Here is a 22,111-nt window from a genome sequence, read left to right on the forward strand (position 1 = left end):
AGGTGCTTAGTTGCAGTCCAACTAAGCACCTTTTCTTATGCTGTTTTAGCTGTTTCTACAATCGAATGAAGTTCAAGAAAAGCGTCTGCTCCGAAGTCGGAACGAAATGTACATGAGTTCTTCAGTTTGATTTTCAGCTTGCGTATTCCCCGTTCGCTTCCATTATTGTCAGAGGGTATCATCGGATTTTCAAGGAAACTGAAAATGTAGTCTCTGCATTTGACCAGGCCTTTTTTGAACGTAATGAACTTTTTACCAAGCCCCTCTATATTCTGTTTGAGTAGATTGTCTAAACGCCGGGTCCATGACACCTTGTCTATGACGTCGTTCGGATTGGCGTTCCGCTCGTGAATGGCTTCACGGAACAGACTGGTTACTTTCCCGGACCACTCCTGCTCGGTGTTCAACTCTGAAAGATATTGCAGTTCGCGAAGCAAGTGGGCAAGACATACCTGATGATTGAGGAAATGGAGTGCAAAGTATGCGCTATGGCGGTCAGTAACGGCAGTCATTCGTTCCAAGCTGTCGCCAAACCTGTCTGCCAATACCTTCGATCCTCTTCCATCAGCACGGAAAAGCAGTGTGTAATAAACTGTCTGTGCTATCCAGGCCCAATCGGGTCTTTTGTTACAGTACAAGCCACTCTCATCGAAACCAAATACTGCTGATGACTTGATATGTTCTTTGATCTTATCAATCACGGGGTGCGCATTTCTCCTTGCCTCATTCACCCGGTTCACCAGCGAGCCTTCACTTGGAGTGAGACCGAATACCTCACGCAAAAGACTTGCTATACGACCGTATGGAAGAAATTGCACGACACTCAGATAAACCACCAGAGCCTTTACGCTTGAATCATATACCACGTTGTCTGACCGCCGTCCCGGTGCCGTCCGAATACGTTCGCCACAGTTCTTGCATACCATCATACAGTGTCGGATTTCCTTGATTACGGGCTTGAACTCTGGAATGGAAATAACCTGAGTCACATAATCAAGTACACGCTCTGCGCCTGACAAAGATTCTCCGCAACGAGTGCAATAGTCAGGTACCTCATCGATTGTCTCGTCAGGTGCGGAAGAGCAAGACAACTTATGCCCATCATGTCCCTTTTGTCCCCCCGGCTTCTTACCACTTGGCTTACGGAGGCTTCCTGTTCTTCTGACAACCTCATCCTTCATACGCTCCTTGCCTGGCGGAGTGCTGCTGTTATTAGAGTTCTTGTCGGGGGCTTCATACTTGGCCAAGCGTTCCCGTAAGTTTGTAAGTTCCGTGTCTTTCTTGCGGATTTGGAGGTTCAGAGCATTTATGTTACGGTTCAATTTGACATTCTCGGCATACTGCCGGTTGACAGTTTCACGCAACAACCGCATCTCTTCCGTCATGTCTTGTAACACTTTTGATATGTCCGTAACTTGCTCTTTCATAGGTATAAAGGTACAAAGTAAATCTGAAATACGCAAGAAAAACGAGCATCTTTATAGCCTTGATACGAAGATTTTAGAGGAGAGAATACAGACTGGTCAATACCGATGAATAGTTACGATATATTCAGCTCAACGGCAACTTAGGAGATGTACCTGTCAGAATCTTCCTCATCAAGTATGGTAGAAACTCCGCATGGAACGTCCTGCTCACCACGGATACTACGATGTCTTTCGTAAAAGCCTTTGAAGTGTATCAGGTCAGATGGAACATAGAGGTGATGAACAAGGAGACCAAGCAGTATCTCGGATTAGGAGGCTATCAAGGTTGCGACTTCAATGGTCAGATAGCCGACGCAACGCTGTGTTACCTTACATATACCGTCATGGCCTTGGAAAAGCGGTTCACAGAATATCAAACCATGGGCGAACTCTTTTCGGACATGGAGGACGATCTCATGACACTCACGTTATGGAAGCGAGTTCTTGCCTGTATCGAACGCATTCTTCGCATTTTAGGAGAAACACTTGGGGTGACACCCCAACAGCTTATGGCTACGATCAGCGGCAACGACAAAGAAATGAGCAAAATCCTTGTAATGACTGAGCATTGGAAAAATGGGATGAAGTATATGGACAGACTACGTAATTCCTGTTAGGCATGTGTTAAAAATCAATGGATATGGGGAACGACAGGCAAAGTAAATGAGAAAAGCCAGTGTTTTAAGGGGTGGGAAACTTTAGTTAATAATAGATTACCTTTAACGGTAAATTATACTTACACAAATTGTTGATATTCTTACTTAAAACAAGGATAAAAGGGTTTTCAAATTCAGAACTATAACTATCACACAATCAGATAGTTGTAAAACTACACAAGAAAAGGTGCTTAATTGGACTTCAACTAAGCCTTAGTTGGGCTTCAATTAAGCATCTTTTAGAGGTCAATTAAGGCTTTATTGGAACGTAATTAGACATGACTAATTTTTAAAAAGATGAAATATTATGACAAAACAACAAAGAAGGTAAAAGAGCAATAACCCTTTTACCTTCTTTGCTTTTATACTTTATATATCTCTCAGTCTTTTAGAAGCGATAGCCGAATGTAAGGAGCAGCTGACTTCTGTTATTCTGCACCTTTGTACCCGTTGCAGTGTTTGACTCAAGCACTTTCGTGATTTTACCTGTAGCGGGATCTTTCTTATTCATTTCAACATTTCTAATATCAGAGAATGGATAGAAATCACCATCCTGTGCACTGTACTGATAAGCCAAATCAACAGTGAACTGCTGGAACTGATAACCAACACCTAATGTAAAACGGTTAATATCCTTCCAGTCAGTATAATCAGTTGTTGAAGAGTATGCAGTTCCGAAAGAGGCAATGCCCGGGTCTTTCTGTCCATCGCTTGAATACATCGGACTTACATAGTTGTAACCCAGACGCAAAGAAAGATTTGTTACCGGCTTGTATTCTACACCTAACTTCAAAGTATTGACAGCCTTCAATACCTGCCGAGTATGTTCGTTCATGTTTCTGTCAGGACTTGATGACTCATAATAATCGCCATAATAGTCATAGTAACCGCCATCGTTGATTCGGCTGTTGATACGACTGTAGTCCTCGCATTCATAAGTTACACCCAAGGCAAGGTAATTACCAACAGTGTGACCAAGAGAGAAACCGAACTTCCAAGGTGTCCACATCTTGTAATCGTATGAATTAGATATGGTCTTGTTAGGATTTACTGCACCATTATAATAAGCAAGACTTGTTACGTTTGATGTCGTCAGGTCATACCATGTTGGAGACTTGACATAAGCACCGATTCTGAAAGGTGATTCGGCAACAGGACGAACAATAATACCAGCTGTTATATCAAATCCAGAACCGGTTATCTTTCTGTCATCAACGACTTTTGCTCCTTTTGAACCGGCAAATCTTTCCATATACTCACTATACGCATTGTAGTGAACATCCTTTATACCGAAGGTAAGACCGAGATAAACCCTGTCATTGAGGTTACCACTCACGGCGAAATCGTAATTACCGATATAACCTGTATGCGAACGGTTAAAATCATACGCTGTAGCAGGTTCATAGTTATAAGTTGGATTGGCAGCGTTATTACTCGGAATCAGTGTGTTCCAGTAAAGGTAATCAATCTGGCTCCATGTGTATGCTACGGATTTGCCAGTTGCATTTACATAACCAATATACTCACCATTCTTGTTCTTGTCAACATAAAAACCGCCGGTACTTTCATCACCAAGCATACCTTTTATATAGGACTGCTTGTTCTGTGAGCTGCCATTAAGCGAGTTGGCAGCATTGAGGATGTAATCAAAGTTCTTCCCCTTATGATAGTTGAAACCGAAATTAAGGAAAGACTTCTGCCCCGTGCGGGTTGTATATACACCACCTATCTGGTCAAAACTTGGATTAGTCTTATTGCCATTGGCAAACTCCTTACCATTTGACTGCATGACAAGACCACCACTTACACTGATGTTGTTACGACGGAACAAACCAAGACCAGCCGGGTTGGTACCAATCGTAGAAACATCAGCACCCAACGCCTCCATGGCTCCACCCATACCAACATAGCGTGCAGTACCGTTCAGGTCTTCTCCTGCTAATTTCGCATTCTCGTATGTCTCCTGTGCATTAGCTGACAATGCTGCCAGCAACGATACGGCAAAGAATATATATTTACTTTTCATAAGGCGATAACAATTATTTAATAAACTCCAAAACTAACTTATCTATGACCACCGAAGCCACTACGTGAAGAACCAAAGCTGCTGCCTCCACCGCGTGAACCTCCAAAGCTGCCACCACCGGCATTACCTCTTGGTGCACCGCCAAAGCTACTTGATGGCTGTGAGAAGGTAGAATTGTTAGGACGTGAGTAAACCTGGCGTGTCTGATTCTCATAACCATTCTGCCGTGCACCACCAAAGCGGTCATGGTAAGTATCCATGTTGCTTCGTGGGGCAGCTGTATTGCCATATCGGTTTACACTGCCACGATGTGTAGAGTAATTCGGTCGTCCGTTATAGTAGGCATCTGACCTTGTCTGAGAACCAAAACTTCTTGGCGAGTTACCCCAGTGATTGGCAGTACCCGTGTGACCATTATAAGCATAATAGCCGCTTCTTCGGTATCCATAATATGGATAACTCCATCCGTAACCATAGTACCTGTTCCAAGGACTGTACCATCCATAACCTCCATAACCATAATAATATGGATAACCTCCATAATATCCATAATATGGATAGCCACCGTAATAACGGTAATGACCATAATAAGGATAACCACCATAATAGCTGTAATACCATGGGTCATCCCATCTGTCATACCAGCCACCATAATAAGGTGAATGCCATCCCCAACCTACATAGACTGATGAACGACCGGCAAACCAAGGGTCATAATAGCCACCCCAGAAGCCTTCAAAGCGGCGCATTCTCCTGCTGTATGCAAAATCATCATCAACACTTTCATACTTGCGGGTGAAGCCCCCGTAGATTGTGTCCAGTACAACAGAGTCGCCATGCAGCGTAGAAATACGTGACATGAAGATGTCGTTTCCTAAAGAATCAACACCAACCTTCTTGTATTTGTACTGTCCACGACGGTTATATTCATCATTGGACTTGCCGATACCGCTATAATAGACTGGGCGGTCATCCTCCATCCTATTCTGTTGATAAGCAGATTGCTCCGCTTTTGATGGGGTAAAATAGAGGTCATCCTGTGCCATCGAGAGCAATGGCATAGCTCCAAACAAAACCGAAAGTAAGACTAATCGTTTCATATACCCTTTTATTTAAATTACACTTGATTTAACACCAGAATATGTATATACACACTCTTTATAATGCAAAAATAAGACAACTTTCATTGCAAATATACGGATTTTCCCTAATCCATAGTAGGTTTTTCCCTATTTTTTATAAATTTGCAGTAGAAATTTAACACCAAGATGAAATATATACAAGTAAAGTTTACAGCAGAACCTGATTCTCAGGATGTAAGAGACATTATCGCAGCTCTTGCAGGCGAAGAGGGGTTTGAATCCTTCACGGATGAGCCGGACGGACTCGTCGGCTATTGCCAGGAAAATCTTTTCAATCAAGAAACACTCGGACACACCTTACAGAACCTACCTGTTCCTAATGTAAAGGTGACATTTACGGCAAGTCATATTGAAGACAAGAACTGGAATGAGGAATGGGAGAAGGGTGGTTTTGAACCTGTTATTATTGATAACCGCTGTGCTATCGTCTGCAAGAACATGGAAGATGAAGCCACTGCTGCACAGAACTCACTTGACACAATTCCTATGAAGATTGTTATTGACGCAAAGCAAGCCTTTGGAACTGGTACGCATGAGACGACACAAATGATTGTCTCTTTACTGCTGAGCCAGGACTTGACAGACAAGAGAGTACTTGATTGCGGTTGTGGTACGGGAATTCTGGGCATTGTTGCAGCAAAGTGCGGGGCAAAGGAAGTTGTATGCTATGACATTGACGAGTGGAGTGTACGTAATGCAGAGCATAATGCTGAACTGAATGGCGTAGAATTAGATGTGCTTGAAGGTGACAAGAGCGTGTTATCACATGTCAGTGGCGTCTTTGATGTCATCATGGCAAATATTAACCGCAACATCATCCTTGAAGACATAGAGGATTTTGTCAGCGTAATGACAACTGATTCAAAAATTATTTTGAGTGGATTCTATGAGCAGGATGCGGAATCTATTCTACAGAAGGCTGCCGAACTCGGTCTGAAAGAGAGTCAACGCCTGTTGAATCATGACTGGTGCTGCCTACTTCTTGAGCGGGGATAACCTCCTCGGGAATAAGCAGTTGCTGTAAATCGTAGAAGCTACCATTGTAGATATCCAGGTCTACATAACCCTTAATACCTGGCAGCTTTCCGGCATCGGTATGCTGCCAGAACTTCCAAGCACCTTGATACTCCATCTGATCCACGTAATAATGTGCTATCCAATAAGGATAATCGTCAAAGCGGGAATCAGAAAGATACTGGTCCTTAAACTTATAATAGGTATAGATAATAGGCTTCACATGATACCTGTCTTCTACGATATGAAGCCACGTAAGAATATTCTGCTGAAACTCTTCCGTACTGATATTCTTGGGCTTGTGCTCCACATCAAGTACAGGTGGCAGGTCACCTGGCTGCAGCTGAACCATGGCAAGAAAGAAATAAGCCTGCCGGCGTGCTGATGAGTTGTTGCTCCAGAAATGGTAAACACCACGTATGAAGCCCGACTCCTTCGCATTATAGAAGTTCTCCCTGAACTTCATGTCAAGATGACTGTCGCCCTCTGTTGATTTAATGATAATAAAGCGAATGGGTGAACGGTCAATCATTGCATTGCGAAGCCTGTTCCAATTAATTGTTCCTTGATAGCGGCTTACGTCAATACCATGAATTGTATAGCCCGCAGGATAGTCCGGGTCGCCATAAATAGCCCGCCATCTGAATCCTGTCGGGGCAACAAAAAAATAATAAAACAGAAAACTGTAAATGGCAGAAAGGCACAATCCTCCAACCCATCTCATCCAACCTGGCGTCTTTGTCCAAGCCTTTAATATTGAATGAAACACTTTGGGGATAAACATTTTCTTCCTTCTTGATAATTTAAAGTTCTATTTTATTGCTGCATTAACATAAACTTTCGCATTTCTTTTCATGAAAAAAACAAATTCTCTTCATGAAAATAAATATTTCTTTTCATGAAAAAAAGAATTTCTTTTCATGTAAATAATTTAGCGTTCTGTCATAATAATCAGACATCAGATATATGTATTCAGATGTAATCAACCACTGTCAAGAGTGCAACTGAAGCGCTGCTTGCATCGCAACAAGTACCTTTCTCTTCAGCGAACTTATATCAGGCAGCTGACCAAAGGATAATCATTACTGATGTGATATTACCATGCAATATTCCAGCATCAGAAACAGGGGTTGCATAAAACAAAAAGAAGAAACAGAGGATATGGCTATCCCCTATTCCTTCTTTATGATTATATTTTACTTAGCCTGCTCCAACTCGAGCGTCATAGTAGTCTGGTCACATACTGAAGAAGAGCCCCAGTACTGGATAGGACCAGGATAAATGTAGCTGGTTTCCTTTGCCCATGTCTCACGCTGTGCAGCAAAAGCCTTGAACGGAGCACCGTCAAGCTCAACGAGAGCCTTGCGGATAACAGGCTTCATCTCACCGTTACGCTTCTCCATGTTCATCATCATTGTGATTGGCACACCTCCTGCCTTCCATTGGTCAGTACCAGCTGTTGTGTTCTTGACAATTGCCATATAACCGGTCTTGCCGTTAGCAATCAGTTGAGCTGCTGATGAACCGAGTGCATAGCAGTAGTCTGCATCGAAGTTAGAAGGAGCTGCACAGCGACCCTCATAACCGAAGAAGTGATGCTGAGGAGCGAAATTGCCAACGAACTTACCTTCCTGCTTCCACTGGTCAAGTTTGGCAGCGACCATTTCAGAGATGAGCTTTTCAGTCTCAATGAGAGAAACCTGTACGTTACCATGTGGGTCACGGTCAAGTGAAAGCTGGCGTGCAACACCCTCTGGAAGAGTCTCAAAAGTAGTCTTATTCTCTGCAGACAGATGTGCAAGGATATAGTTTCTCTGTTCATCCTTATCAAGATCCATGTAGTCTGCACCGTGAGCAGCCAACAAGTCGTTCAACTCCTGAATCAGACGACCAATAGCAGGAACAAACTCGATAAGACCTTCTGGAATCAGAACGACACCGAAATCGTTGCCCTGTGCTGAACGATGAGCGACAACACCAGCGATGTACTCAACGATATCGTTCAATGTCTGGTCCTTAGCCTCAATCTCCTCGGAAATCAAGCAGATGTTTGGCTGGGTCTGCAAAGCACACTCAAGGGCGATGTGAGAAGCAGAACGACCCATCAACTTAATGAAGTGCCAGTATTTACGGGCAGAGTTACAGTCACGCTCGATGTTACCAATCAGCTCTGAGTAGGTCTTGGTGGCTGTATCAAAACCGAATGAAGTCTCAATCTGGTCGTTCTTCAAGTCACCGTCAATCGTCTTAGGACAACCGATAACCTGTACACCATACTGTTTAGCTGCATAGTACTCAGCCAACACACAAGCATTGGTATTAGAGTCGTCACCACCGATGATTACAACAGCCTTGATATCCAACTCACGGATAATCTCAAGACCCTTCTCGAACTGACTCTCCTTCTCCAGTTTGGTTCTACCAGAACCAATCATGTCAAAACCACCAGTATTACGGTAAGCCTGAAGGTTCTCTGCAGTAATCTCGATATAGTCATGGTCAACAAGACCACCTGGACCCATAAGGAAACCATAAAGACGGTTCTCAGGATTCAACTTCTTAATCTCATCAAAAAGACCAGAGATAACGTTGTGACCACCAGGTGCCTGACCACCTGAGAGAATAACACCAACATTCATCTTGGCATTGTTAGCTGAGTCAGCTGGCTCAAACTCAACGAGAGGCATTCCGTATGTATTAGGGAACAACTTCTTGATATCCTCCTGATTGTCAACACTTTGTGTAGGAGCTCCTTCCTTCACCTTTACTGCACCCTGAAGAGCTTTAGGCAACTTAGGCTGATAACTTGCTCTTTCCTTCTGCAATGCGCTAATTTCCATGTGTTTACTTTAAATGATTAAATATAATAATTTACTTAATATTCATTCCGTTCTATTTGTAAATAAAGCCAACAAGAGCAATATGGGTTTATTACCAGTTTGCCGAGTGCAGCTTATTTTCTGCAAAAATAATGCAAACGAGGGCAAAGGAAATTTGTTTCCAGTTTGCCGAGTGCAGCTTATTTTCTGCAAAATTACTTTTTTTATCCGACAATAGAAAAGAAAAGACGGTAAATTAAAAATTTAACTCTATTTTTATGTAAGAAAGACTTGCTTTTCTATTTTTTTATTTATCTTTGAACGATAAATGTAAAATATAGCTATTTAGGATTAATATGAGCAACAAAAGAGATTTGAAACGCACCATCAATTACATTTGTGGTGACTTGTTCACAGAGGGTATCGCAGCATCTCTCTATGGTGAGAATCGTGACACGGAGAACATTGAAGCTATTCTCACTTCAATTCTGGTCATGCACAACAACTACATCAGACGTGTGTCTCATGTTCAGCCAGGCATGCCTGCCAAAGTCTATTTCAAGGACTTAAAGGAGAAATTCAGCAAAGAAGTCAATGAAATTATTGACCAAATCAATAACCTCGCATAATGTTACAGGCTTTCTCTAAGTGGCTTCTTTATAGTTTTATGGGGTGGAAGAAGGATGTCAGGTTTACATTACCTGACAAGGCTATCATTTGCCTTGCACCTCATACGAGCAATCGTGATTTCCTGATTGGTCAGCTTTATGCAAGAGCAGAACGGCAAAGGAGTAACTTCCTTATGAAGAAGGAATGGTTTTTCTGGCCGCTTGGTCTTATCTTCCGTAAACTCGGAGGAATCCCGGTGTGGCGTGACAAGCATACGAGTATGACCGACAGATTAGCCAACTATGCCATAAAGGCAGACTGGTTTCAGCTTTGTATCACCCCCGAAGGGACCCGAAGTCTTAACCCGGAATGGAAGAAGGGCTTTTATTACATTGCACTGAAAGCACAGCTACCCATCTACCTTTACGGCTTAGACTATGAAAAGAAGCTGATTCAGTGCTCCAAGATAATAACGCCATCAGGCAACCTGGAACAGGACATGAAGGAAATCAAACTGTATTTCAAGGACTTTAAGGGTAAACATCCTGAACTGTTTACGATAGGAGAATTAGAGAAATAATGAAGATAAAACTGCTGTGTACCGCACTTGCTGCATTGTCGTTTATGAACACTTATGCACAGACGGGTAAGCCAACATGGGGAAAGACTAACTATGATGATGCTCCATGGGTGAAAAATGTGTCTCGACCAAATGAAATTACAGAGGGACTGCAGAACAAGCATCTCTCTCTTTGGTCATCGCATGGTAGATATTATGATGCTAAGAAAGGTGGATGGAAGTGGCAACGCCCTACTCTATTCTGTACGACAGAAGACCTTTACACGCAGACAATAGTCCTCCCTTACCTTATACCTATGCTTGAAAAAGCTGGTGCCATCGTCTTTACTCCACGTGAGAGGGATTGGCAGAAGAATGAGGTAATCGTTGACAATGACAATCGCAGCAACTACAAGGAAGAGAGCCTGAAGAAAAAATGGGAGAGCACATCCACTCCAGGCTTCGCCTTGCATTATGGCTCTTACAGGGATGGTGAGAATCCATTTACTGCCGGTACAGCCCGACAGGTAAAGGCAAGGAAACGTAAAAGCAAGATAAGCTCTGTGGTCTATCAACCGACAATCCCCCAGAGTGGACGTTATGCAGTATATGTAAGCTACCAGACGCAGAAGAAAAGTGTGGATGATGCAGAGTATATCGTATTCCACAAAGGACAGGAAACGCACTTCCGTGTGAACCAGCGTATGGGTGGTGGCACATGGGTTTACCTTGGTACTTTTGATTTTGACAAAGGAAACAGTATCAACAACTCTGTTGTGCTTACCAACCACAGTTCTCACAGAGGTGTTGTCACTACTGATGCTGTACGTTTCGGCGGCGGTATGGGTAATATTGTACGTGGCGGCACTGTCAGTGGACTGCCCCGTTTCCTTGAAGGGGCAAGATACTCAGCACAATGGGCTGGTGCACCTTGGAATGTGGTCAGCAAGAGTAACGGTTCAAACGATTATAATGATGATATTAACTGCCGTTCATTGATGACAAACTGGCTGGCAGGTGGTTCCTGTTACCTTCCAAGCAAGAAAGACGGAAAGAAAGTACCTATCGAACTAACGTTAGCTGTACATAGTGATGCTGGTGTAAAGGCAGACGGCAGCTTCGTAGGTACATTGGGCATCTGTACGACACAGGAAGGCAACAGTACTTTGGGAAACGGTCTTTCACGTAAGGCTTCAAAGACATTTGCAGAGCAGTTAGTTGCCAATGTAAAGAAAGACTTGGACAGAGCCTTCCACATGAACTGGACAACACGTTCCGTATGGGATCGCAACTATAGCGAAACGAGAATGCCTGAAGTTCCATCAGCCATCATAGAGACGCTTTCTCATCAGAACTTCCCGGATATTAAGTTGGGACAGGACCCTAACTTCAAGTTTACATTTGCACGTTCTATCTATAAGACAATCTTGAAGTATGAAGCAAACATGCACGGCAAACGATACACCGTCCAACCACTTGCTCCGAACAGCTTCAAGATAGAGTATGTATCATCAAAGAAGGTGCGACTGCAGTGGAAGCCTACTACTGACGCCAATGAGACAACTGCAACGCCGACATCATATAACGTCTATGTGGCAATAGGTTCACAAGGCTTTGACAACGGAGTGAATGTGCGTAACCCACATTATGAAATGGAACTACAATCAGGGGTAGTCTATAATTTTAAGGTGACAGCCTGCAACCGTGGTGGAGAGAGTTTCCCGACAGAAACCCTTTCGGCTTTACGTAATGAGGGGGCAAACAAGACAATTCTTATTGTCAATGCCTTTTATCGCCTTTCTTCCCCTGCTGTTGTCAATACAGGTTCGGAACAGGGTTTTGACTTTGAGGCTGACCCAGGACTCAGCTATGGACCTGTTGCTGGATGGTCGGGAAGACAAGCCAACTTCAACAAGGCAATGATGGGCAAGGAAGGTCCTAACGCCTTAGGTTATGGCGGTGAGGAACTTGTAGGTAAAATAATTGCCGGCAATGATTTCAACTACGTCAAAGAGCATGCAGAAGCCCTGCGCCATGCAGGCAGATATAATGTAGTCAGCTGTAGCAGCAAGACTGTAGAAAATGGTGAGGTGAACTTATCCAAATATGCTTTGGTTGACTTGCTCCTCGGCAATGAGAAGAACGACGGGTATAGCTTGTATTATTACAAGACGTTCAAGCCGGCACTCCGCCAGCAAGTTACGAAATATCTGAATGGTCGTGGAAAACTGTTTGTAAGCGGTTCTTATCTTGCATCAGACATGCAAGGCAGCGACGAACAGGATTGGTTAAGAAACAACCTCAAAATAATGTATGATGGTGCCAACACTGACAATTACAATCCTATTGTCAGCGGAATGGGAATGTCATTCGATGTCTATCGCACTGTTAATGAGCAGCATTACGGTGCTTATACACCTGATAACATTCTGCCTGCCGACAATGCCTTCAGCGTATTGACCTATTCTGACGGACACACTGCAGGGGTGGCTTACAAAGGTACTGATAACTGCGTATTCACGCTGTCATTTCCCTTCGAGTGTATCAAGGACGCTGCCACACGTAACAGCATTATGAAGGGTATTGTCAGTTATATGATGAGTAAATGACAATTAAAGAAAATAGAATAATCTAAAAGCATAAAGAATATGTATAAAATTCAAGCAAACGCTTCAGGCACACGAAGCATCGAAGTCAACGACAGCCATCTGGAGACAATCCGTAAGTATTCTCTTCTCTCTGGACTGATTGATTCCAATGGCATTATTGATGAGGACATCCTCGACAAACTGAGATTCAATGTTCGTGGACTTCTCGAGTCTGAACCTGGCAAAGACAAGGATTTACTGGATTTGTGTCTGGATGTCATCTATAATCAGAACATGAAAGCCATCGGACTTGGAAACCTCGTTGCCCTCTATAAACAGTGGGCTGCAGAGCATCAGGAAACAGATGATGCCGACGAAGAGAGCCTTATGGCTGAATAAATATATCGTTCGTCAACATGATTTATTGATAGCAGGAAATAGATAGACTTTGTTAGCTGAGAGCAGGAAAGCAAGACAAAGTACAGCCATTAAATACACCTATGGCAACCCATTTTCAGCGAACAGTTTTACCAACCATTGGTAACTATGTTATTAACAGTTGGCAAAAAATCTTTAATGATGTTTAATAAAGAATACTATCCAGCTATGTTCCATCCGCTTCCATTATAAAGAAACAACAATTAAATATCAAATCATTTGAGTTCACAAAAGCAAAATACAAAAAAAACAAAGCAGAATACAAGAACTGCAATACAGAATACAAAATCTGCATCTCCTGCCCAACGAAAAAACTGGGAGAATGCTTCTGGGAAAGAAGAGAAGATAACTAAGCCTTCAAGATTCCAACTGACCGACTTCCTTCCAACAACAAAGAAAGAAGTGGAACTGCGTGGATGGGAACAGCTTGATATCATCCTCTTTTCCGGCGACGCCTATATTGACCATCCTGCCTTTGGTGCAGCTGTCATCGGAAGAACACTCGAAGCTGCCGGCTATAAGGTGGCTATCGTTCCGCAACCCGACTGGCATGGAGACTTCCGTGACTTCAAGAAATTAGGGCGTCCACGCCTCTACTTCGGCATTTCACCTGGTGCAATGGACTCAATGGTGAACAAGTACACTGCCAACCGTCGTCTGCGTTCTGAAGATGCCTATTCGCCTGATGGCAGACACGACCTACGCCCAGAATATCCAAGTATTGTCTATGCCAATATCCTCAAGCAGCTCTATCCCGATGTTCCTATTATCTTAGGTGGCATTGAGGCTTCACTCCGCCGTCTCACCCACTACGACTATTGGAAAGACTGCCTTCGCAAGTGCATTCTCTGTGATGCCCGTGCCGATACGATTATCTATGGCATGGGGGAAAAGCAAGTGGTAAGCATTGCGAAGGAACTGGAAAACGGAGTGAACATCAAAGACTTGAAGTATATCCCACAGACGGTTTATCTCTGTAAGGAAACAGAGATTCCAGACGGAATTAAAGAGGATGACATCGTACTGCATTCACACGAATCCTGCTTACACAATAAGAAATATCAGGCTGAAAACTTCAAACATATAGAGGAAGAGTCTAACAAGAAACACGCACAGCGTATTTTGCAGGCTGTAGACAACGTGTATGCTGTAGTAAACCCACCCTATCCTACAATGACGACAGAGGAGGTGGATGCAGCTTACGACCTGCCTTACACACGTGAACCTCACCCGAAGTATCATGGCAAGACAATCCCGGCCTACGAGATGATTAAGCATAGTGTGAATATCCATCGAGGATGTTTTGGTGGCTGTGCTTTCTGCACCATCTCTGCACATCAGGGTAAGTTCATCAGCTGCCGTTCGAAAGAAAGTATTCTAAAGGAGGTGAAGAAGGTCATTGAAATGCCCGACTTTAAAGGTTATCTCTCCGATCTCGGCGGACCGTCAGCCAATATGTATGGTATGGCAGGAAAGAACCAGAAAGCGTGCGAACACTGCAAGCGTCCCAGCTGCGTGAATCCGGAAATATGTCCTAACCTTGAAACCGACCATACCAAACTGCTTGAAATTTATCACGCAGTAGACAATTTGCCGGGAATCAAGAAGAGCTTTATCGGATCTGGTGTGCGCTACGACCTCCTGCTGCACAAGAGCAAGGACGAGAAGAGTAATGAAGCTGCCAGACAATACACCCGTGAACTGATAACACGCCACGTCAGCGGTCGTTTGAAAGTTGCACCAGAACATACATCAGACCGTGTATTGAAACTTATGCGCAAGCCTTCATTTCAACAGTTCTATGCGTTCAAGAAGATCTTTGACCGCATTAACCGCGAGGAGAATATGCGCCAGCAGATTATTCCTTACTTCATTTCTTCTCACCCTGGCTGCCATGAGGAGGATATGGCGGAACTGGCAGTGCTGACAAAAGACCTTGACTTCCATTTGGAACAGGTGCAGGACTTCACTCCTACCCCTATGACTGTTTCCACAGAAGCATGGTACACGGGCTATGATCCTTATACACTCGAACCAATCTTCTCTGCAAAAACACCGAAGGAGAAACTTGCCCAGCGGCAGTTCTTCTTTTGGTATAAGCCAGAGACACGTCCTGATATTGAACGGGAACTGAAACGAATCGGTCGTAGTGACTTGATAGCCAAGCTGTATAACAATATACCCAAGCACCATCCACGTGCCGTCTATGACCCTAAAGCCATAGGTAGCAGTCCTGGTATTACGCATAAGAAATGTAAAGGGCGTGAAGAGCAGCCAAGTGATATTCGCAGGAAAACAGCCAAACACAATGGTAAACAGCCAAAGAGTTTCAACCCGAGCTTTTCTGGTAACCATCGTCGCAGACAAAAATAAAATATCTACTGTCTCTGGAATTGAGGTGCAATATGATTAAGACTATATATAAAAGACATCCAGCTGAAAAGCAGGATGTCTTTTGTAGTCGATAGGGGAATCGAACCCCTATGCCAAGATTGAGAATCTTGTATCCTAACCGTTAGATGAATCGACCAAGGTTATTTTATCTCTGTAAAGAGTAATTTGGAAAGTAGTCGATAGGGGAATCGAACCCCTATGCCAAGATTGAGAATCTTGTATCCTAACCGTTAGATGAATCGACCAGAATGCATTTGAGATTATGAGATAAAGCGGAAGGAGGGGGATTCGAACCCCCGGTACGCGAATGCGCACGGCAGTTTAGCAAACTGCTGGTTTCAGCCACTCACCCATCCTTCCAAGATGGTCTATAACCGAATTACCAAACATTATCTCAAATGCGAGTGCAAAGATAGTACTTTATTTTCATACCTCAAAATTTTTCGTTGTCTTTTTCTTTTATTCTATGAAAAAACACAGCAATGCCAATAATATTATTGATAGAAATAGAATATATCTGTTTTAGAATAGAAAATGTAAGTACAGTCTAATCGAATTGAGTTTTCTTGAAAAAAGTTTGCATATATGAAATGTAATAACGACTTTTGTATAACATATTTATTAAGGACGATAGTTTAAACTTCATTTTCTATGCGTTGATTAGCTTCACCTAATTAATCGCCTCACTAAGATAATATAGTGTCTTGAAGAATAAAGAATTGACAGCATGAGGGTAAAAATGATATTACCAGCGTTGCAAGAGGCAGAAAGCCCTTATTGGCGACCAATCAAATACTCGCTTTTCCCACCTTTGGGACTGGCGACACTTGCAGCCTATTTCTCTGATAATGACGATGTAGAGATACAAGATCAACACATTGAGAAACTAAAGTTGGATGATACTCCAGATTTGGTTTGTATTCAAGTCTACATTACTAATGCTTATAGGGCTTACAAGATTGCTGATGAGTATAGAAAAAGAGGTGTGTATGTAGTTATGGGAGGACTTCATGTTACAAGTCTTCCTGATGAAGCTGCACAACACGCTGATACCCTTATATTAGGTCCTGGGGAAGAAGCATTCCCACGATTCATCAAAGACTTGCGCGACGGACATCCCCAAAAACGATATGTGGCAAGTTGGAGAAGCCTTGAAAACATTCCTCCTGTACGTCGTGACCTTATTAAAAGAGAGAAGTATTTCGTACCTAACTCCCTTGTTGTTTCCCGTGGTTGTCCTCATCATTGTGACTTTTGCTATAAGGATGCCTTCTATAGAGAGGGTAAATCGTTTTACACCCGAAAGGTAGATGATGCCTTAGCTGAAATCGATAGCCTGCCTGGCAGACACCTTTATTTCCTTGACGACCATCTCTTAGGCAATCCTCGATTTGCATCTGAACTATTTGAGGGTATGCGAGGTATGGGGAGAGTTTTTCAAAGTGCCTCTACTGTTGCAGCAGTACTAAATGGTAACTTGATAGAGAAAGCAGCTGAGGCTGGCTTACGGAGTCTGTTTTTAGGCTTTGAGACATTTTCTCCAGATAATCTTCGGTCAAGTAACAAACTACAAAACTTATCAAAAGATTATGTAGCAGCTGTTAAACGACTACATAGTCTTGGTATAATGATTAACGGAAGTTTTGTTTTTGGTCTTGATCATGATGACAAAAACGTATTCAAAAGGACTGTTGATTGGGGGATTGAGCATTGCATAACAACAGCCACCTTCCATGTCCTTACTCCTTATCCGGGAACTCGTCTGTTTCAACAGATGGAACGAGATGGACGTATTACGTCTTATGACTGGAGCAAGTATGATACCCGAACGGTTGTGTACAAAACTTTGGGATTGACCGCAGAGGAGTTAAAGCAGGGCTACGAGTGGGCTTATCGTAACTTCTATTCATGGAGTAATATTCTTAAGGCAAGTTTTGGGCACGACAATATAAAACAGCAATTGGCTCATCTCTTTTATATGGGAGGTTGGAAGAAGTTTGAACCTTTCTGGAACTTTATGATTCAATATGGCAACCTCAACCGTATGTTACCCGTATTAGAGAATCTATTAGCCAGTACGAATGGGCATAAAATAAAGAGTAAAATGTCAAGACAAGGCATAGAACTTCTTAAAAAAACCGCATTATAACAACCTGCAATTATAAATATAAAAAGATTATGAGGAAGAAGATTTTATCTTTTTTACTGCTATTCATGGCTATCTTAGGTTTTGCAACATGGCAGTATCGTTTGTTAAGTATCTTACTATTTGTATTGATAAACAAGAACTGGATTAAGTCTCATCCACTGCTGTTACGGTTTAAGCAATCTTATAAATTGCTGGTATCAACACTAATAATAGCCATTTTTATTGCTATCCCAAACTATTATCAGCGCGGAAGAATACAATTAGCATACATTGATAAGACAGGTAAACATATTGCGACACCGATAAATATCTACCTTCTAAACGTAATATTTTCAGAGGAAGAAATAATGAATGTAGGCATGAAAGTTTCTGCAATTATACCTCCAACTGGAGAGCCGACTTTGATTAAAAAACTTGGAGGACGTTTTATCCGTGAGGCTCAAAATGACTTCTGGAGCGGTAAGGCGTTAAGTTTTTACGCTCAATACAATCAATTGTCATGGCAATTCAGCAATCCTGGCTCATTTGCTATAGCCCAAGCGTATAATGAACAGTTTGGGACAAACTACAATGGTATTTATATAACAAAGCCACAACATTACACTTCTTCAAAAAAATACCCTGTTGTATTATTTGCCCATGGGCTATTTGGGCAGTTGGGAACTTTATCAAGGACTTTTCTCAAGTTTGAAAAAATGCTTCATTGTTAGCATTGCAACACGCAATCTTTCAGGTATCTTTAGTAATGAAGACATTAACAGAATATTCAAGTTTTACCTTCCCATGCTTAAAAAAGAAGGATATAGCATTGATGAAAGTCGATTACATTTAATTGGTCTATCAAATGGCGGAAGTGCATCTAACATTGCACTACGAAGTTTTGATAATAAATTTCAGACTATCACATACATTTCCACATCCTGTGATGTCGTTAAAAAGACGCATTCAAAAATACTTTTAATAGGTGGAGGAAAAGATAACAGCTCTAAGAACCTCCCAACTTCTGCAAAACGACTACAAAGATGTGGAACGAAAGCTGTGCTACTTTTTGATGAGAAAGAGAAACACTACATGTTGATACATCAAAAAGAAAGAACAATAGCTTTCCTCAATCATGAATTAGAATTGAATTAAATCATTAACTGTAATAACACTATAAATATTTAACAATACACTCTCTACGATTGAATATAATTAGACAAGTGAACTACTTAAGCAAAGAGGTTATGTTTGATTTGTAACAGTATTCTACTTTTCTAACAACAAAGTCAATACAACAAAGCCATATTTTCTAATGTATTAAACGCCCAACACTATTGGTGCTTACCATCAACACGATATGTGCGAAGCATCAACACACATGTAAAAGATAAGAAACAAGAATTGTTACGGTCATTATAACCTATAGAAAAGATAGGTATGTCAAACCTATGTGAGACATGACTATCAGAAAGGGTTATACCAAACAAGGAAGTAATCTTTATCCCTTTCTATGATACAATTCTATAAAAAAACCAGCCGTAAATGACGACTGGTTTTATCATGTCTATTTAAAAAGTAACTGTAAACCTACAAATTACTTCTTCATACCTTTGTAAGCCTGGTTCATACCCTTAACAACATCGTCTGTAATGTTGTAAGCAGGATCAGCATAAAGGATATTATCACCACTCTTAGCAAGAATGATACTATACTTCTTATCCTTATTATACTCCTTCAGATAGTTATGCACGCTGTCAGAGAGAGCTTTGTTATACTTAGCAACCTCGTTCTGATACTCAGCACCAAGACGCTGCTGTAAAGCATCAGCATCCTGAGCCTGCTTCTGGATACTTGCCTGAATCTGCTGTGCCTGTGCCTGTGTGTATTTGTTTGCCTGGATGTTCTGCTGGAAGTTAGCAGCAGCTGCCTGGATAGCCTTCTGCTTGCCGGCAAGCGTACGCTGGATGTTAGCTTCTTTTGCCTTAATCAGTTTTGTCACGTCCTTCCAATAGGTGTACTGGCTCATGATAGAGTCAATCTCAATGTAAGCAATTTTCTGACTGGCAGCTGCAGGAGCGGCTGTTTCAGTCTTGCTTGCTGTCGTGTCATTCTTTTGCGGCTGGTTGTTGCATGCAATGAAAGCGAATGCTGCCATGGCAAGCACTGCCATATTGCCAAATGATTTCTTCATTATCTAATAGTATTTTTAATTAATTATATCTGTTTCAATATGCTTTATTTTTCATACGGGCTTCCTTGTCCTGCTCAATGACGCAATGGATGCCTATTTCTTTCAGATAGGCATTATCCGATACGTGCTGCGATTGAAATTCCCCGTCTTTCTCGAATAAGACACGTACTCCGAGGAGCAGCATGGCTATAGCAATTATTAACAATGTGAACAATAAAGTTACAAACATTTTCTCTATCTTTGCATTTATATTGACCGCAAAGGTAATATAAAACAGTAAGATTACAAAATAAAATATTATTAAAAATGGCAAATGTAGAATTAAAACCTGCTTGTGTCTTCGAGCAGTTCGCTAAAATCAACCAGATACCACGACCATCTAAGCATGAAGAGCAGATGATTACTTATTTACAGGAGTTTGCAAAGGATCGCAACCTTGATGTAAAGGTTGATAAAACCGGCAATGTGCTTATTTCAAAACCAGCAACAAAGGGCATGGAGCATGTACCGACAGTGGTACTTCAGAGCCACATGGACATGGTCTGTGACAAACTTGTTGATATCGAATTTGATTTCCACAAGGATGCTATCCAGACCTATGTTGATGGCGAATGGCTGCATGCCAAAGGTACTACGCTCGGTGCTGATGATGGTATCGGCATTGCCTACGAGCTGGCACTCCTTGACGCTGACGATATTGAACACGGTCCTATTGAATGTCTCTTTACACGTGATGAAGAAACTGGACTTACAGGCGCATTTGGTCTGGAAGCCGGCTTCATGACAGGAAAGTATCTTATCAATCTTGATTCGGAAGATGAAGGGCAGATTTTTGTAAGCTGTGCAGGTGGCAACAGTACGACGGCAACTTTCCGTTTCGACCGTGAGGATGCACCTGAAGGTTATTTCTTCATGGAAGCAAGCCTGAAAGGTCTTGTGGGTGGTCACTCTGGCGATGATATCAATAAGAAACGTGCCAATGCAATCAAGTTGCTTGCTCGCTTCCTTTATGCCGAGCAGGCGAAGATGGATCTCCGTCTGAGTCAGTGGAATTCCGGCAAAATGCACAATGCTATACCTCGTGACGGTAAGGTTCTCTTCGCTGTTCCTTCAGCAAACAAAGAGACTGTTAAGGCAGACTGGAATATCTTTAGTGCAGAAGTTGAAGACGAGTTCCATGTTACTGACACCGCAATGGTATGGAACCTTGAAAGTGCAGATGCAGCACCAGTTATGCCAAAGCAGATTTCTCATAATGTTATCCTTGCTTTGCAGGCACTTGACAATGGTCCATTGACCAACTGTCAGGATGAAGCCTTAGCTTATATGGTTGAAACATCAAGCAATGTTGCAAGCATACAGACAGAAGAGAACAAGTTAACAGTTGTATCATCACAGCGTTCAAACGTAATGAGCAACTTGGCAAACATGACTAATACAGTTCGTGCTTGTTTCGAATTGGCTGGTGCAGAGATTGTAGTTGATGATAGCTACCCAGCATGGAAGATGAATCCTAACTCAGAGTTAGTACATGTTGCGGTTGAGCAATATAAAAATATCTTTGGTAAGGAACCACTCGTTCTTGGAATCCATGCTGGTCTTGAGTGTGGTCTCTTCTCAGAGAAGTATCCACAGTTGGATATGATTAGCTTTGGTCCAACACTCCGTTATGTTCATACACCAGACGAGTGTCTCCTTATACCTACTGTTCAAATGGTATGGGATCATCTTCTTGCTGTTCTTAAAAACATCAAGTAATAGGAAATAGCTATAATATAAAAACACGAGGGTGTGTCAAAATTGACACACCCTCATGTTTATGCTCATGAAAATAAATCAGAAATTACCCTCTTTTCACTGTAACGAAGATAATAAAACGGTAACAAAAGGTGGGTTTACCTTTCTAAAAGACTAACATATTTACAGCCAACAAACCTATTCTTCCATGCTATTATACCCATTTTATTACAGGGCAAAGTAATGAATTCATAGAAAGACAAACCATACTCTGCAAATTCAAAGAGCAATAAAAAATGTCCACAGCAGAGTAATCTGTTCCGCTGTGGACGAATATTAGA

The 22,111-nt window shown here is 42.1% G+C and carries 16 protein-coding genes, 3 tRNA genes and 1 pseudogene; 11 read left to right on the forward strand and 9 right to left on the reverse strand.

What is annotated here, in order from left to right:
- Positions 1 to 35: 35 nt before the first annotated feature.
- Positions 36 to 1,427 carry an IS66 family transposase gene (gene tnpC / locus ADJ77_RS09210; RefSeq protein WP_050696320.1) on the reverse strand — a complete coding sequence of 464 codons (1,392 nt, stop codon included), beginning with the start codon at positions 1,425 to 1,427 and terminating at the stop codon, positions 36 to 38.
- A gap of 116 nt (positions 1,428 to 1,543) precedes the next feature.
- Here tnpC and ADJ77_RS13425 point away from each other — a divergent pair.
- Positions 1,544 to 2,073: pseudogene (locus ADJ77_RS13425) on the forward strand (IS4 family transposase); the annotation flags it as partial.
- A gap of 437 nt (positions 2,074 to 2,510) precedes the next feature.
- On the opposite strand, the gene ADJ77_RS09220 reads toward ADJ77_RS13425, so the two are convergent.
- Both ADJ77_RS09220 and ADJ77_RS09225 read right to left on the reverse strand, forming a co-directional pair.
- Complete coding sequence (locus tag ADJ77_RS09220; RefSeq protein ID WP_025078957.1) at positions 2,511 to 4,148, reverse strand: OmpP1/FadL family transporter; 1,638 nt, start codon at positions 4,146 to 4,148, stop codon at positions 2,511 to 2,513.
- A 38-nt stretch (positions 4,149 to 4,186) separates the two neighbouring features.
- On the reverse strand, positions 4,187 to 5,248 hold the full coding sequence (locus ADJ77_RS09225; RefSeq protein WP_025078958.1) for a hypothetical protein: 1,062 nt from the start codon (positions 5,246 to 5,248) through the stop codon (positions 4,187 to 4,189).
- A 168-nt stretch (positions 5,249 to 5,416) separates the two neighbouring features.
- Between ADJ77_RS09225 and prmA the strand changes: the two genes are divergently transcribed.
- On the forward strand, positions 5,417 to 6,286 hold the full coding sequence (prmA, locus tag ADJ77_RS09230; RefSeq protein ID WP_025078959.1) for a 50S ribosomal protein L11 methyltransferase: 870 nt from the start codon (positions 5,417 to 5,419) through the stop codon (positions 6,284 to 6,286).
- Here prmA and ADJ77_RS09235 read toward each other — a convergent pair.
- The gene (locus ADJ77_RS09235) at positions 6,195 to 7,028 is read right to left on the reverse strand and encodes a glycoside hydrolase family 25 protein (protein WP_234398163.1); all 834 of its coding nucleotides are present in this window, start codon (positions 7,026 to 7,028) and stop codon (positions 6,195 to 6,197) included. The genes prmA and ADJ77_RS09235 overlap by 92 nt on opposite strands.
- Positions 7,029 to 7,500: 472 nt before the next feature.
- Entirely contained in the window at positions 7,501 to 9,144 is a 1,644-nt protein-coding gene (locus ADJ77_RS09240) for a diphosphate--fructose-6-phosphate 1-phosphotransferase (RefSeq protein WP_050696321.1), read from the reverse strand.
- Between the two features lie 335 nt (positions 9,145 to 9,479).
- Here ADJ77_RS09240 and ADJ77_RS09250 point away from each other — a divergent pair, with 335 nt between their 5' ends.
- From ADJ77_RS09250 to ADJ77_RS09270, 5 genes are all read left to right on the forward strand, one after another.
- A complete protein-coding gene (locus ADJ77_RS09250; RefSeq protein WP_025078961.1) occupies positions 9,480 to 9,752 on the forward strand; it encodes a hypothetical protein in 273 nt (90 codons plus the stop codon).
- Positions 9,752 to 10,312, forward strand: a complete 561-nt coding sequence (locus tag ADJ77_RS09255; RefSeq protein ID WP_050696323.1) for a 1-acyl-sn-glycerol-3-phosphate acyltransferase — start codon at positions 9,752 to 9,754, stop codon at positions 10,310 to 10,312. Before ADJ77_RS09250 ends, ADJ77_RS09255 begins: the two co-directional genes overlap by 1 nt.
- Positions 10,312 to 12,900: a golvesin C-terminal-like domain-containing protein gene (locus tag ADJ77_RS09260; RefSeq protein WP_050696324.1), complete on the forward strand. Its 2,589-nt coding sequence runs from the start codon at positions 10,312 to 10,314 to the stop codon at positions 12,898 to 12,900. The genes ADJ77_RS09255 and ADJ77_RS09260 overlap by 1 nt, the downstream gene beginning before the upstream one ends.
- Before the next feature lie 39 nt (positions 12,901 to 12,939).
- Positions 12,940 to 13,278 carry a hypothetical protein gene (locus tag ADJ77_RS09265; RefSeq protein WP_025078962.1) on the forward strand — a complete coding sequence of 113 codons (339 nt, stop codon included), beginning with the start codon at positions 12,940 to 12,942 and terminating at the stop codon, positions 13,276 to 13,278.
- Positions 13,279 to 13,536: 258 nt separating this feature from the next.
- A complete protein-coding gene (locus ADJ77_RS09270) occupies positions 13,537 to 15,690 on the forward strand; it encodes a YgiQ family radical SAM protein (RefSeq protein ID WP_050696325.1) in 2,154 nt (717 codons plus the stop codon).
- An 85-nt stretch (positions 15,691 to 15,775) separates the two neighbouring features.
- On the opposite strand, the gene ADJ77_RS09275 is transcribed toward ADJ77_RS09270, so the two are convergent.
- From ADJ77_RS09275 to ADJ77_RS09285, 3 genes are all read right to left on the reverse strand, one after another.
- Positions 15,776 to 15,847 (reverse strand) — tRNA-Glu (locus tag ADJ77_RS09275).
- Between the two features lie 37 nt (positions 15,848 to 15,884).
- Positions 15,885 to 15,956: transfer RNA gene (locus tag ADJ77_RS09280), tRNA-Glu, on the reverse strand.
- 28 nt (positions 15,957 to 15,984) lie between these two features.
- Positions 15,985 to 16,071 (reverse strand) — tRNA-Ser (locus tag ADJ77_RS09285).
- Between the two features lie 379 nt (positions 16,072 to 16,450).
- On the opposite strand from ADJ77_RS09285, the gene ADJ77_RS09290 reads away from it, so the two are divergent.
- The 3 genes from ADJ77_RS09290 to ADJ77_RS14220 all read left to right on the forward strand — a co-directional run bounded on the left by ADJ77_RS09290 (position 16,451) and on the right by ADJ77_RS14220 (position 18,994).
- Positions 16,451 to 17,860, forward strand: a complete 1,410-nt coding sequence (locus ADJ77_RS09290) for a B12-binding domain-containing radical SAM protein (RefSeq protein WP_244148583.1) — start codon at positions 16,451 to 16,453, stop codon at positions 17,858 to 17,860.
- Positions 17,861 to 17,889: 29 nt separating this feature from the next.
- Positions 17,890 to 18,570 (forward strand): hypothetical protein, encoded by a 681-nt coding sequence (locus tag ADJ77_RS14215; RefSeq protein ID WP_234398164.1) that lies wholly within the window; start codon positions 17,890 to 17,892, stop codon positions 18,568 to 18,570.
- A gap of 73 nt (positions 18,571 to 18,643) precedes the next feature.
- Positions 18,644 to 18,994, forward strand: a complete 351-nt coding sequence (locus ADJ77_RS14220; protein WP_244148584.1) for a hypothetical protein — start codon at positions 18,644 to 18,646, stop codon at positions 18,992 to 18,994.
- A 442-nt stretch (positions 18,995 to 19,436) separates the two neighbouring features.
- Here the strand turns inward: ADJ77_RS14220 and ADJ77_RS09300 are convergent, their stop codons facing one another.
- A complete protein-coding gene (locus tag ADJ77_RS09300; RefSeq protein WP_025078964.1) occupies positions 19,437 to 20,033 on the reverse strand; it encodes an OmpH family outer membrane protein in 597 nt (198 codons plus the stop codon).
- Between the two features lie 306 nt (positions 20,034 to 20,339).
- Between ADJ77_RS09300 and ADJ77_RS09310 the strand changes: the two genes are divergently transcribed.
- Positions 20,340 to 21,791: an aminoacyl-histidine dipeptidase gene (locus ADJ77_RS09310; RefSeq protein WP_025078966.1), complete on the forward strand. Its 1,452-nt coding sequence runs from the start codon at positions 20,340 to 20,342 to the stop codon at positions 21,789 to 21,791.
- Positions 21,792 to 22,111 lie beyond the last annotated feature (320 nt).

It is taken from the genome of Prevotella fusca JCM 17724, assembly GCF_001262015.1.
In the GTDB taxonomy this organism is placed as follows: Bacteria; Bacteroidota; Bacteroidia; order Bacteroidales; family Bacteroidaceae; genus Prevotella; species Prevotella fusca.

Excerpts from the sequence above, each read along its gene's own strand:
- tnpC (WP_050696320.1), bottom strand. The coding sequence starts at position 1,427 with ATGAAAGAGCAAGTTACGGACATATCAAAAGTGTTACAAGACATGACG.
- ADJ77_RS09220 (WP_025078957.1), bottom strand. The coding sequence starts at position 4,148 with ATGAAAAGTAAATATATATTCTTTGCCGTATCGTTGCTGGCAGCATTG.
- ADJ77_RS09225 (WP_025078958.1), bottom strand. The coding sequence starts at position 5,248 with ATGAAACGATTAGTCTTACTTTCGGTTTTGTTTGGAGCTATGCCATTG.
- prmA (WP_025078959.1), top strand. The coding sequence starts at position 5,417 with ATGAAATATATACAAGTAAAGTTTACAGCAGAACCTGATTCTCAGGAT.
- ADJ77_RS09235 (WP_234398163.1), bottom strand. The coding sequence starts at position 7,028 with ATGAGATGGGTTGGAGGATTGTGCCTTTCTGCCATTTACAGTTTTCTG.
- ADJ77_RS09240 (WP_050696321.1), bottom strand. The coding sequence starts at position 9,144 with ATGGAAATTAGCGCATTGCAGAAGGAAAGAGCAAGTTATCAGCCTAAG.
- ADJ77_RS09250 (WP_025078961.1), top strand. The coding sequence starts at position 9,480 with ATGAGCAACAAAAGAGATTTGAAACGCACCATCAATTACATTTGTGGT.
- ADJ77_RS09255 (WP_050696323.1), top strand. The coding sequence starts at position 9,752 with ATGTTACAGGCTTTCTCTAAGTGGCTTCTTTATAGTTTTATGGGGTGG.
- ADJ77_RS09260 (WP_050696324.1), top strand. The coding sequence starts at position 10,312 with ATGAAGATAAAACTGCTGTGTACCGCACTTGCTGCATTGTCGTTTATG.
- ADJ77_RS09265 (WP_025078962.1), top strand. The coding sequence starts at position 12,940 with ATGTATAAAATTCAAGCAAACGCTTCAGGCACACGAAGCATCGAAGTC.
- ADJ77_RS09290 (WP_244148583.1), top strand. The coding sequence starts at position 16,451 with ATGATATTACCAGCGTTGCAAGAGGCAGAAAGCCCTTATTGGCGACCA.
- ADJ77_RS14215 (WP_234398164.1), top strand. The coding sequence starts at position 17,890 with ATGAGGAAGAAGATTTTATCTTTTTTACTGCTATTCATGGCTATCTTA.
- ADJ77_RS14220 (WP_244148584.1), top strand. The coding sequence starts at position 18,644 with ATGCTTAAAAAAGAAGGATATAGCATTGATGAAAGTCGATTACATTTA.
- ADJ77_RS09300 (WP_025078964.1), bottom strand. The coding sequence starts at position 20,033 with ATGAAGAAATCATTTGGCAATATGGCAGTGCTTGCCATGGCAGCATTC.
- ADJ77_RS09310 (WP_025078966.1), top strand. The coding sequence starts at position 20,340 with ATGGCAAATGTAGAATTAAAACCTGCTTGTGTCTTCGAGCAGTTCGCT.